Here is a 13,449-nt window from a genome sequence, read left to right on the forward strand (position 1 = left end):
TACTGTATAAATACAAACTTTATTCACTCACTTCTATTGGTGCCTTTATCCTAGCTTCATATGCTTCCATCCACTCGTTTGACACAACCTTATGTATAGTTTTACCATCTATTCTATTTGATATATATACTGTAGGAGCTTCTGCTTTAGTAGCTACTGAAAATGTAAAGTCAGCTATATTTGTAGCTACTCCCCACTCTCCTTTATTATTCATAGCAACTAATGATAAATCTCCAGCTTTTCCTCGTCTTTTGATAAGCTGTTCATCTAACTCATTTACTGCTATATCACATGCCTCTTGTGGATGTTTTCCTTCTTTCATAAGTCTAACTATCTCATATGATATACATCCTTTCATCAAATCTTCTCCAAGACCAGTAGCTGTAGCCCCTCCTATGCTACTATCAACGAAGAACCCCGAACCAGATAGTGCAGAATCTCCTATTCTACCTCTTTTCTTCATAAATAGACCACTTGTTGAGGTTGCTGCACACATCTTTCCATTTTTATCTAAAGATATCATCCCAACAGTATCATGACCAGCATATGGGCTTAATCCTTTATCTAAAGTTTCTTTTTTTCTCTTCTTATAATGTAGCTTAGCTCTATCTGTTAACATATTTTTTCTTTCAAATCCATTTTTATGAGCATACTCTTCAGCTCCTATTCCAACTAAGAAATTATTCACTTTCTCATAACTTAATTTTCTAGCTATACTGACAGGATTAGAATAATCTCTTATACCTGCAACTGCTCCTATATCTAGTGTGTTTCCATCCATAAATGCAGCATCAAGTTCTACTTCACAGTTTTCATTTGGAAGTCCTCCATATCCAACCGATTTATAGAATGGATAATCTTCAACTTTTCTTACAGCAAGTTCTACAGCATCTCCTGCTTCCATTCCTTTTTCTAAATGTTCTGATGCTTCAGTGATTCCTTCTATGGCCATTCTCCATGTTGCTATCATTCCCCACATATCAGAAAATCCCTCCTTAATTATATAAACTCTATCCATATACTTTAATCATAATATAGTATGGTACTTAAACTTGACAATTGGTGAAGTATTAATTAATAACAAAATTCTTCTCTCATTGAAGTTATATCTTCTTTATTTGCTATTGATTTTGCTAATTTACATATATTGTTTAGTGAATCGTTAAGACCAATTCCACCTTTTTTAGGTGTCTTAACTATACATATATCATTTTTGTATTCGTTTATTATATCTGTATTTTCTTCTGACATAGCCGCAAAAGCTGGTATATCCGTTTTATTGTTTATACTTTTAGATAATATTGCTGACATCTTAGAAAAATTTTCATAGTTAAAACTCGGTCCACAAATAACTACATCAGGATTTAACTTTTTAACCATAGCTATCATCTTATTTGTTACTTCTTCTTCATTGTTTATAAAAAATTCATCCCCACAAAAAAGTGTCGCTATCACTTTAGATTCTTTTAAAAATGGTTCCATCATTATACCTGGACCTAATGGGCTTGATTTTCCAGCAGGAGGTATATTGCTTTTTTCTTTCCCACCTGCACCTGCTTGTATTTGATCCAATATCATAACTATTTTCTTCATAATTTTCCTCCTATAATACTAAATCATCAAAAGATATATCATCATCTTCCTCTTCAACATTTGTTTTTTCTTCTTTTAAATATTGTTTATCTAACATTTTTATAAATGGCATGTACATAAATATTCCTAGTACAAGAAGTATTATTTGTAGTAAAGCACCTTGCCATCCTGTTGTTAGAAATCCAGAGAATATAATTGGAGTTGTCCATGGCAATTGAACTCCATTTGTAAGTGGTACTAATCCTGCTGACATACAGAAATAAGCTATTATTATGTTTATTGTTGGAACTATTGCAAATGGTATCAATAATATTGGGTTAAGCATTATTGGTAGACCAAATATTAATGGCTCATTTATTCCAAATATCCCTGGTAGAATTGATAATTTACCCATTGATTTTATACGTTTACTTTTGCATATAAGTAACATAGCTATAATTAAGGATAGTGTACTACCTGCTCCACCAAATGTTGCAAACATATCCTGGAATTGACCAGTTATTATGTTTGGTATTTTTGAACCAGCTTGAAAAGCCGCTAAATTTTCAGCTGATAAAATTTTTAATATTGGATTATAGACAGCTCCAACAACACTACTACCATTTATTCCAAAGAACCAGAATAAATGTAAGAATATATAAGCTATTGCCATAGCACCTAAACTATTTCCTAATTTTAATAATGGCATTTGTAAAAACTTAAATATAAATTCATGTATACTTCCATATGGTGTAGCTTCAAAAGCAATCTTAACTAAAAAGAAAACTATCATAACTATTGCACTTGGTATTAATGCAGCAAATGATTTTGAAACAGTTGGAGGAACTCCATCTGGCATCTTCAATGTCCACCCTTTTTTAACAACTACTGCAAATAATTTAACAGATGTTATTGCGGTTATCATTCCTACAAACATTCCCTTAGAACCCATCCAACCTAATGGGATACCTGTTACCATATAGACTGCCTTTGTTCCTTCTGGTGTATATGGTATTACAAATGGTGTCACTATAAAAAAAGCTACTATTGCAACTGCTGCTGATGCAATTGGGTCTACATCTATTTGTTTAGCATAAGAGTAACCAATTCCTAAAACTGCAAGTAAAGTCATTACTTCAAAAGTCGCTATAGTTGGTTGTTGTAATTTTACTGCCCAATCTGGACCAAAAATTTGACCTACGAATTCGTCCCATCCTTTTATTGGGAAGTTCGCTACTAATAAAAATAACGACCCTATTATCAATAATGGTGATGATACTAAAAAACCATCTCTAATTGCAATTAATAATTTATTTTTACCTATTTTTTCAGCCAATGGCATAAGTATTCTTTCCAATTTATTCATCTATCCACCCTCATTTCTCAGTATCTTTTTACTATATTTTAAGCCTTTAAGCTTGTTTAGATTTTATTAATTTTATAGCAAGCTTTAGTACTTTTTCTCCATTCATAGTTCCATAATCAGTTTCGTTTATTATATCCACAGGTTTTCCTTGAGCTTCAAACTTTGGCTTTAACTCCTTTAGCATGTATTTAACTTGAGGCCCTAACAATATACAATCTGGATTCTTTTCTGCAACTATCTTATCAATTTCTGCTATTGGAAATGCTTCTACTTCTATTGGTAAATTGTGTTCATCTGCTACTTTCTGCATCTTTCCTGCAAGTAAGCTTGTTGACATCCCAAAACTACAAAATAAATATACTTTTCTCTTCATTATCTTAAATCCCCCTTAACTACTTTTTATTTTAGTTTTTGAATTTCTTTTCTTAGCACTATCATTTCTTTTATAAGGTTTCTTTCACTCATACAAGTCATTAAATGGTCTTGAGAGTGAATTAGTAAGATAGATATATCTGACTTATTTCCTCCTGCTTCCTTTTGTATAAGTTCTGTTTGTACTTTATGTGCTTTTAATATTTCTTCATTTGCACTTTCGATTAATTCATCAGCCTTTTCAAAATCGTTTTCCTTTGCACAATCAAGAGCTTCGTAAAGCATAGATTTTGCATTTCCAGCATGAATTATAATCTTTAATACTATTTCTTCCATTTCTTCCTCCTAAATTACTTGTCTACTTTTAACTGATTTCTATCTGATAGATATATAATATCTTATAAAAACAAAAAAACATGCACAACTTTTTCCATTACATGGAAAATTTTGTGCTTATTCACATTTTGATATAAATTTATATAAGAATATTTTTTATATTTTTAATATCACATTTACTTAGCACATCAAGCATATTTTCATCTTCTGTCAATTTAGATATTTCTTTGAATAATTCTCTAAATACTTTTCTATCATCATCTTTTTTATAAGCTAACAAAAGTATAATCTTTATGTATTTTCCATTTCTAATTTTTATTGGTGTTTTCAATCTTGCAAAACATAGGACAGATTGTTTTATATATTTCATATCTCCATGAGGAAACAATATTCCTTTCCCGACATTAGTTGGATATGCCTTTTCTCTTTCTATAATAGAATTTAAATACTCCTTATCTGCATAATGCTTTTCGATTAATAAATTAGTTAAGTATGCTATAGCCTCATAAATATCATTATGTTCTAGCTCTCTTATTAAATAATCAGACATCATTAATCTATTCATAAGTTTATATGATGTATCTTTTTCTTTTATTTTGTTGGTAAATTCTTTGAGTTTATTTTCATCTTCATCAGTAAATAGTGGTGTTGTTATAAAAATTGGCTTTTGTACATTTTCATATTCTTGAAATGCAATTATAAAATCTATCATTTTATTGAAGTTATCTCTTCTTAAATCTTCTTCCCTTAGTGTTTCAACTATTTCTATATTATTAAATCTCTTTTCTATCTTTACTTTTAGTAACATACTTACTCCAAAGCTAAATGGGCATACGATACTTGCTTTTTTAGTTGATTCTCTCTTATTACTTTTTCTTTCTAAAGATGTTTGAAAGTGAAGAGTAAGATAACCTATTTCATCTTCAGTTATTTGTTTTTCTTTTTGCTCAATTCCTATTGAATTTGAAATTACTGTAAATAAAAAACAAAATTTATTTTTTATATTATCTAAAAGTGGATTTTCCAAATAAACATTACTTTGCATTTGGTGCATTGTAACATTTAAGTGACATATTAATTGGTCATAAAGCAATATATCATTATTAAAGTTTATACCTGATTCTTCTGATACTAGATTTATAATTCTTTTTGTGTACTCTGATAATTCTTCATTAAGGTATAGTGATTTTTTAGTATCTTTACTATTTATTTGTTTATTCATACCAAGTATTAGTGACTCTATAAATAATTTTTCTTCATGGTTTAACACTATAGACAGACTGGATTTCAACTCATTTTCTATATCTAATATAAGAATTTCTAATTTTAGTTCTTTTTTAGTATTTAATATTTCAAAAAAATTCCCTAACCTTATTCGTATGATATTTATAAGTAAAAATAACATCAATTGCCTGAATGAGACATCTGTAAGTCTTATATCCATTTTATCTTCTATCATAGACATTATATTTTTGACAACTATTATGTCTACCATATGGAAATATTCTATTTCATCCATGTTTAGTCTGTATTTATCTATATATTTAAATAAGAACGCCACTAACATTATCCTTATGTCTTTCTCATTTCCCTCAATACATATACCACTACCTGTTTTAGTTGAAATTTTTAAATTATAATTACTTAATTCTACTGATAATTTATTTATTTCTTCTCTAACAATATTTTTATTTATATACAATTTATTGGATAAATCATTTAAGGTAATTTTCTTATTATTGCAAAGTAATAGATTCAATATCTCAACTTGTTTATGAAGTTCACTATTTACTCTTTTAACTTCACCTCTTAACTTCTGATTTACTACTATTTTATCCGTATCATCTCCACTAAACTTAATCCCTATGTTAGGCTTTCTTTTAATATAAGCACTACAAAAAGTAGATAACCATTCATCAATGTACTTACAATCATTTCTTATTGTTCTCTCTGAGCACTCAAAATCGTTAGCAATCTCATTGATATTTATAAATTCTTCTTTTAATAGCAATACTGTCAACAAGTTCTCTTGTCTTTTGTTCATATATATCACCTCTTTATGACTCATTCTAAATTTATTATATATAAAAAAGAGCTACACATAAAAACATTATGTTAGCTCTCTTTTAATATGATATTTAGCTGACCTGGTCTTTGACCCCACACTCGCCTACTGGAGGGTTCGCTTGGGTTCGCCGCACTACTACTCTCTCTCGATTTTATTATCGGTAGGTCTTACTTCTAAGCCGCACCATGCTCATTAACTCAACTTTTAGTGTTAACTTACGTGGATCCTTTTGCCTGCGACTGGCTTGGACTTTCAACCACAGACCTAAATATCACTTATTCATTTTAATATTTTAAAGTGAAATTGTCAATATATAAGATTATTCCATAACATAGTTGTCATTTGCTCTTGTAAGCAAAGTCATTACAAAAACCTTATTAACACCAGATAACTTTAAAATCTTAGATATTTCATTTGTTGTCAAGCCAGTTGTAAATATATCATCTATCAAAAGTACATTTTTATTATTTATTAATTTAATATTTTCGTTAACAGCAAATACATTTTTTAATTCCTTTTTTCGCTCTTGTTTACTTAACTTATAGAGCATCCTTGTATTTTTTTCCCTAGATATACAATCTAATATTGGAACATTTGTTATTTTACTCAAACTCAAAGCTATTTTTCGTGCTTGATTAAATCCTCTTTTATTAAGTCTTTTCCTATGAAGTGGAACAAATAATATATAATCAAATTTCACATTTTCTAAATCCAACTTTTCTTTCATTATTTGAGCTATGTATTTAGCCATAAATGTTTTTTGATTGTACTTTAATCCTAATATTATTTTTTTAGTTATATCATTGTATTCAATACAGGAGATTGACTTATCAAAATAAAAACTTTTATCAAAACAATAGCTACATCCTTCAATAAATTCTTTTTCAAGCGAATGATGTATGATTGGCTTTCCACATTTTATGCACCCATTTAGTATAAAATTCATTTCATCAAAACAACTTTTACAGACTGAATAGGTATTAGTTTTTTTTATTGATTTATCACAAATTATGCAATTTATATTTTCAGGATAAATAAAATCCAGACATTTATTAATCAGATTTCTAAGACTCTTAATAAAATTATCATTGCATATTTTCATATTTACTCTATCAACAGCCCTTCTTGTTTGAATTTATTTAGCTTATATCCTAAGTTTGAATATCTTTGATTTACTCTATTATTTTTTATCATATATTCCAAATATTTCACATCTCCAACTAATACAACTAATTTTTTTGCTCTTGTCACTGCTGTATATAATAAATTACGGCTTAATAACATAGGAGGAGCCCAAGTTATTGGTATCACTACAACTGGAAATTCACTTCCTTGACTTTTATGTATAGTTGTACAAAAACTATGGTCAATCTCATCTAACTCATCATATAAATATGATACAATTTTAGTTTGGTCAAATAACACATAAATAGTTTTCTTATCTTTATCTATATGATATACATAGCCTATATCTCCATTATATATACCTTCCCCACTTTCCTTTTGGTCTTCTGTCTCCCATTTTTTTGTATAATTATTTTTTACTTGCATTACCTTGTCACCAACTCTAAACAACCTTTTAGAAAAACTTTCTTCTACTTTAAACTTCTCCTTTTTGTTAAGATACTTTTGTAACTCTATATTCAGATTGGTAACTCCTAGCTCTCCTTTTCTCATTGAAGATAAAACCTGTATATCTTTTAGTTTATCAACATTATAAAATTTAGGTAGTCTTTCATTTACCAAACCTATTATTTCATTCAATATCTCTTCATTCGTTGATTTTCTTATAAAAAAGAAGTCTTTTCCCTTTGTATTTAAATGAAGTGGTTCGCCATTATTTATCTTATGCGCATTCACAATTATCATACTTTCTTGAGCTTGTCTAAATATTTCATTTAATTTGACCACATTTATAATATTTGAGTCTATCATGTCCTTAAGTACATTACCCGCACCTACAGAAGGTAATTGGTCACTATCCCCAACTAATATTACTCTTGTTCCTAATTTTATTGCTCTAAGTAAATTATACATTAAGATAATATCTACCATTGATACTTCATCGACTATTATTACATCTGAGTTTATCGGGTCTTCTTCATCTTTAAAAAATGTTAAATCATCATCTGTTGAAAATCCCATTTCTAATAATCTATGTATAGTCTTTGCTTCTTTATTAGAAGTTTCACTCATTCTCTTAGCTGCTCTTCCCGTTGGAGCAGCTAAAGTTACGCTTTTACCATTATTTTCAAATATATCTATAATTGCATTAATAGTAGTAGTCTTTCCAGTACCTGGACCACCAGTTATAATTAATACTCCACTGTTCATAGATTCTTTAACTGCTAAAACTTGTTTCTCTGCTAACTTAATTTTCTTATCATCTTCTAAAATTTTAATTTCATTTTCTATATCTATATTCAAATCTTCAAATTCATACTGCGACAATTTTACTATTTGACTACATACTCCATTTTCAGATAGGTAGTATGGCATAAGATATATGAGATTTTCATTATTTACTTTTTCTATATGTATTTTTTGATTATATACCAACATCATTACACATTCTTTTACTATGTCTCCACTTAACTCCAACAATTTTTCCGAATCTTGTATTAGAATGTGTTCTGGTAAATATGTATGTCCATTACTTAGGGATTTATTTAAGGTATATAATATTCCTTGACATACTCTATCTTTAGAATTTTTATCTATGCCAATTTTATTAGCTATACTATCAGCTACTTTAAACCCTATTCCTCTTATGTCTTCAGCAAGCTGATATGGATTTTTATTTATAATTTCTATTGCACTACTTTTATATTTTTTATATATTTTTAGACAGTAATTGGGTGTTATTCCAAAAGGAGATAGTTCTATTATTATATTTCTTAATTCTCTATCTTCTTCATAACTCTTTACTATTTGCTTTACCTTTTTACTGCCTATACCCTCTACTTCTTGTAATTTTTCTGGGTAATTTTGTATTACATCTAGTGTATCAACACCAAACTTATCAATTATTCTCTTAGCCATTTTTTCGCCAATTCCATGTATCATACCAGAAGATAAGTAAACATAAATTCCTTCTAAAGATGATGGTGTCACTGGCATAAAACTATTCACTTCAAATTGAGTTCCATAAATTTTGTGGTTTACCCATTTACCTTCAACTTCTATACTCTCTCCCATTGCTAAGGTAGGCATACATCCTACAACAACAATTTCATCATTTTCATTTACCAGATGAGCTATTGTATAGCCATTATCTTCATTTTTAAAGACTATTTCACTTATCATTCCTTCTAATTTTTCCATTTTTATCTCCTAAAAATACTAATAATTGTCCCGTTTGCATGTTAGTATACTTAAATATATTAAGTTCTATGATAGGATTCTATCAGAAAATTTTTCTATATTTTTATACTTAACTTAATTTCCAACTATTATACATTTTATCAGAAACAAAAAAAATCTGCATCCTAAAAATATGGTACCTTAAAATAAAGGCACCATATACAAATAATTATTTTATTTCAACCATCTTGCTTCTAAAACATAGATTAAATTTCACAAATTTATTTTGATATTAATTTACTTCAGATTTATTTTCCTTATATCCTTCAGTTTTGGTAATTCTTCGATAAAGCATACATAGTAAAATTAAAATTCCCATATAACCTGTGTATGGATATAATGTCCCTACAAGTTTATCAAATGGTAATAATCCTCCTATACATGCTAATATGCTTACTACTACTGTTATTATTTTAAATTTAGGATGGTCATCTTCCACAAATCTATTAGTTACTGACCATAATAATGGTACAGCTGTAGTATATATTCCTAATAAAAGTACTACTGAGAATAAAATACCTATAATTGGAGATATCTTGTCAGCTAAATAAAGAGCTGGTATTTCTTTTGTGTATATATTTCCTACATCTGAAAGTAGTGCTAGATTCATCATTATAGCTGCTGCCATAAGTGCTACTCCACCTATTATACCTCCCCATACAGCATCTTTCTTATTTACTGCTGAAGCTCCCATTCCTGTCAAGAATGTTATTACTATTATTACATTATAGCAAGTATAAAGTACACCTGAGAAATATCCATTTGATGTAGCAGTTTTAACGTTTAGACTATCAACTATAGCTCCTGCATTTGATAAAGCACCAATATTACTAAATAAACTAATTGCTCCCACTAAAAGTGTAAATATTATTATTATAGGACCTATATTACCTAGTATCTTTGAAAGTCTTGTCAAACCTAGAGATACAGTTATTAGGGAAACGATTGCCATGCCAATTCTACCTACATATGGATTTAGCCCATAATACTCTGACAATGTAGCTCCTGCTCCTGCAATCATTATTACTAATGTACCAAACAAAAACAATGGTCCAAACCATTCAAAAAATGTACCAAGATATTTTCCACAATATACTTGATAAATCTTTATTGGCTCTTTAAGCTTTAGTTCTCTCCCTTTTTCTATAACTTCTGCTCCAAACCATGAGAATAATACCATAGATATTATTCCTCCTATAATACCAGCATACCCATAAAACGTAAAGAATTGTAATATCTCTTGACCAGTTGCAAATCCAGAACCTATTACAGTCGCTACATATGCTCCAGCAAAACTTATAACCATTTTGATGTTCATTTTACCCGACATACACACTACTCCCTCCTAAATAAAATAAATTTTTTAATAAGTAAAATTTAATGTAAGTTTATTAAGACTATATTAGTTGTATTATTGATGCTTTTCAATATTTTTTGAATTATTTAACATTACTTAACGAAATCTTAACCAGTTTTTAACATATGTCTCCTAATATGTATTAATTTAATGCAATATTATATAATGAAATATATTAATCTCACTAAATAACGTTTCTTTATTATATGATTGAAAATTAGTATTTATTAAATATATTTAATCATAAAATAAAAAACTGCTAAAACGTAATTTTAAAATTACATTCTAGCAGCTCCTTATCTAAGCATTATTCACCTAATGCGTCTTTTCTTAATTGTTCTACTTTATCAGTTCTTTCCCATGGTAAATCTATATCCGTTCTACCAAAGTGACCATAAGCAGCAACCTTTTTGTAAAGAGGCTTTCTTAAATCTAAATCTCTTATTATTGCTCCTGGTCTTAAATCAAAGTGTTTGTTTACTAGTTCAACAAGCTTTTCTTCTGAAACTTTGCCTGTCCCAAAAGTATCTATAAATATAGATAATGGTCTAGCTATACCTATGGCATATGCAAGTTCTATCTCACATTTATCTGCAAGTCCAGCTGCAACAATATTTTTAGCCACATATCTAGCAGCATAAGCAGCAGATCTATCAACTTTTGTAGGGTCTTTTCCTGAAAAAGCTCCTCCACCATGTCTAGAATATCCACCATAAGTGTCTATTATTATTTTTCTTCCTGTAAGACCTGTATCTCCTTGAGGTCCTCCTATAACGAATCTTCCTGTTGGGTTTATATAAATTTTAGTATCTTCATCAAGTAATTCAGCTGGTATAACTGATTTTATAACATGCTCAATTAAATCTTGTCTTATCTTATCATTTGATACTGTTTCACAGTGTTGAGCTGATATAAGAACTGTATGTACTCTTATAGCTTTATTTCCTTCATATTCAACAGTAACTTGAGTTTTTCCATCTGGTCTTAAATAATCAACTAAACCTGTCTTTCTAACTTCTGTAAGTCTTCTTGATAATTTATGAGCTAATGATATTGGAAGTGGCATTAATTCTGGAGTTTCATTACATGCAAATCCAAACATTATACCTTGGTCTCCAGCTCCCACTTTTTCTATTTCTTGTTCTATTTCTTCTCCAGTCTTACTTTCTAGACCTTCATCAACTCCCATAGCTATATCTCCAGATTGTTCATCTATAGAAGTTATAACTGCACAAGTGTCACAGTCAAATCCATATTTTGCTCTTGTATATCCAATTTCTTTTACTGTTTCTCTTACTAATTTAGGTATATCTACATAAGCAGATGTACTTATTTCTCCAGCTACTAAAACTAAGCCTGTTGTTACTGTAGTTTCACAAGCTACTCTAGATTGTGGGTCTTTTTCTAACAATGCATCTAATATTGAATCTGATATTTGGTCACATATCTTATCAGGATGTCCTTCTGTAACTGATTCTGAAGTAAATAAATGTCTTGCCATTTTTGTTCCTCCTTATTCATTCTTAATTTTTATTATAGGTTTTACCTTATCTTAAATTCTTAGAAATTTTACTCAAAATAAAAAACCTCTCCTTATAAGAAGAGGTTAATAATCGTAATCACATACTAATTAACTGACCTCATCTTTCAAGACTTTTGTCTTGCAGGAATTAGCACCTTTTCCCATTTGGGTGGTTGCTGGGCTTCACAGGGCCTATCCCTCAGCCTCTCTTGATAAGGTAATCAAGATTTAAGTTTTATTTTACCTTATTAGCTTACTATTTTTTTAAAATTTTGTCAAGATTTTTAGTCATATTTTTGCCATTACTTTTTTTGTGAGACAAATAAAATATTATCTCTATCTGAAATTTAAAGTTAGGTCTTTTTAATGTTTTTTATTCATATATTTTTTTGAAGGGGGTGTTCCTATTGTATTTAGCTAAAGTAAATTACAGCGATGATGATGTTATACAGATGCTAAGTTCAGTTCTCAAAACCATAATTAATGAAAATACGATTGTTGTTTGCATAGGAACAGACAGGGCTATAGGTGATACTTTAGGCCCTTTAGTTGGAACAATACTTAAAAACAGTAAATTTAAATACCCCGTTTACGGTACACTAGATAACCCTATTCACGCCTTAAATATATATGAGTCTTTAGATACTATAAAAAATACACATATGCAAGGTAACTTCTTGGCTATAGATGCTTGCTTGGGGTCACAGAGTAACATAGGTAATATACAGATTAGAGAAGGACCTATCCTGCCTGGAAAAGGTGTGGGAAAAAAACTACCTCAAATAGGAAATTATTCTATAGTAGGAATTGTAGATAAAATTGATGAAAATAACAGACTTTCATTTAATAATATACGTCTTAGCTTTATACTAGACTTAGCTGAAACAATAGCCTTAGCACTATTGGTATCTACTTAAATCTTATATAAGGTAACTGATAAAATTTTTTGTATTAAAAGGGTAGATACTATAGAGTATTTAATTTAATAAATACTCCAAATTATCTACCTTTTTATTTTGATATTTATTCTTCTGTTTTCATGCTTAAAAATTTTATTTCTCTACTAGAGCAAACATTAACTCACCTTTACAGACAAGTTCTTCACCAACATAAGCTTTAGCATCTGCTTTTGCTATATTTCTTCTAAGCGTTGTCATTTCAACTTCCATAGTCAATGTATCTCCTGGTCTTACTTCTCTCTTGATTCTAACTTTATCAATACCAGCAAATACACCTAATTTCCCTTTATTTTCTTCCAAAGACATCATTGCCACTCCACACACTTGTGCTAGAGCTTCTACTATCAACACGCCTGGCATCAATGGGTAATTTGGAAAATGACCTTGAAAAAATGGTTCATTAACTGTTACATTTTTTATACCAACAGCTCTTTTTCCAACTTCTAACTCTGTAATCTTGTCCACTAATAAAAATGGATATCTATGTGGTATTAGTTCTTTTATTTCATCTATATTTAACATTTTAAACTCTCC

The 13,449-nt window shown here is 29.3% G+C and carries 12 protein-coding genes and 1 riboswitch; of the genes, 1 reads left to right on the forward strand and 11 read right to left on the reverse strand.

Features of this window, described 5'->3' with window-relative positions; translation table 11 throughout:
* Positions 1–19: 19 nt before the first annotated feature.
* From KGF41_RS08255 to metK, 10 genes are all read right to left on the reverse strand, one after another.
* Positions 20–979 carry a N(4)-(beta-N-acetylglucosaminyl)-L-asparaginase gene (locus KGF41_RS08255; protein ID WP_227827873.1) on the reverse strand — a complete coding sequence of 320 codons (960 nt, stop codon included), beginning with the start codon at positions 977–979 and terminating at the stop codon, positions 20–22.
* A 95-nt stretch (positions 980–1,074) separates the two neighbouring features.
* Positions 1,075–1,593: a GrdB-related putative oxidoreductase gene (locus tag KGF41_RS08260; RefSeq protein WP_227827874.1), complete on the reverse strand. Its 519-nt coding sequence runs from the start codon at positions 1,591–1,593 to the stop codon at positions 1,075–1,077.
* 10 nt (positions 1,594–1,603) lie between these two features.
* Positions 1,604–2,938, reverse strand: coding sequence for a PTS cellobiose transporter subunit IIC (gene celB, locus KGF41_RS08265; RefSeq protein ID WP_227842679.1), 1,335 nt, complete (start codon positions 2,936–2,938; stop codon positions 1,604–1,606).
* A gap of 46 nt (positions 2,939–2,984) precedes the next feature.
* A complete protein-coding gene (locus KGF41_RS08270) occupies positions 2,985–3,311 on the reverse strand; it encodes a PTS sugar transporter subunit IIB (RefSeq protein ID WP_227434553.1) in 327 nt (108 codons plus the stop codon).
* Between the two features lie 26 nt (positions 3,312–3,337).
* Positions 3,338–3,646: a PTS lactose/cellobiose transporter subunit IIA gene (locus KGF41_RS08275; protein ID WP_227483559.1), complete on the reverse strand. Its 309-nt coding sequence runs from the start codon at positions 3,644–3,646 to the stop codon at positions 3,338–3,340.
* Between the two features lie 139 nt (positions 3,647–3,785).
* On the reverse strand, positions 3,786–5,690 hold the full coding sequence (locus KGF41_RS08280; protein WP_227842680.1) for a BglG family transcription antiterminator: 1,905 nt from the start codon (positions 5,688–5,690) through the stop codon (positions 3,786–3,788).
* Positions 5,691–6,033: 343 nt separating this feature from the next.
* Entirely contained in the window at positions 6,034–6,816 is a 783-nt protein-coding gene (locus KGF41_RS08285) for a ComF family protein (RefSeq protein ID WP_227856560.1), read from the reverse strand.
* Positions 6,817–6,818: 2 nt separating this feature from the next.
* The gene (locus KGF41_RS08290) at positions 6,819–9,038 is read right to left on the reverse strand and encodes an ATP-dependent RecD-like DNA helicase (protein ID WP_227840013.1); all 2,220 of its coding nucleotides are present in this window, start codon (positions 9,036–9,038) and stop codon (positions 6,819–6,821) included.
* 271 nt (positions 9,039–9,309) lie between these two features.
* A complete protein-coding gene (locus KGF41_RS08295) occupies positions 9,310–10,407 on the reverse strand; it encodes a hypothetical protein (protein WP_227856561.1) in 1,098 nt (365 codons plus the stop codon).
* A gap of 334 nt (positions 10,408–10,741) precedes the next feature.
* The gene (metK, locus tag KGF41_RS08300; RefSeq protein WP_227827880.1) at positions 10,742–11,935 is read right to left on the reverse strand and encodes a methionine adenosyltransferase; all 1,194 of its coding nucleotides are present in this window, start codon (positions 11,933–11,935) and stop codon (positions 10,742–10,744) included.
* A gap of 136 nt (positions 11,936–12,071) precedes the next feature.
* Positions 12,072–12,175: riboswitch (SAM riboswitch) on the reverse strand.
* Between the two features lie 188 nt (positions 12,176–12,363).
* Between metK and yyaC the strand changes: the two genes are divergently transcribed.
* Complete coding sequence (gene yyaC / locus KGF41_RS08305; RefSeq protein WP_021382545.1) at positions 12,364–12,873, forward strand: spore protease YyaC; 510 nt, start codon at positions 12,364–12,366, stop codon at positions 12,871–12,873.
* Between the two features lie 135 nt (positions 12,874–13,008).
* Here yyaC and fabZ read toward each other — a convergent pair whose 3' ends face one another.
* On the reverse strand, positions 13,009–13,437 hold the full coding sequence (gene fabZ / locus KGF41_RS08310) for a 3-hydroxyacyl-ACP dehydratase FabZ (RefSeq protein WP_227483562.1): 429 nt from the start codon (positions 13,435–13,437) through the stop codon (positions 13,009–13,011).
* Positions 13,438–13,449 lie beyond the last annotated feature (12 nt).

Source organism: Clostridioides sp. ZZV14-6150 (assembly GCF_020657875.1).
GTDB lineage: Bacteria > Bacillota > Clostridia > Peptostreptococcales > Peptostreptococcaceae > Clostridioides.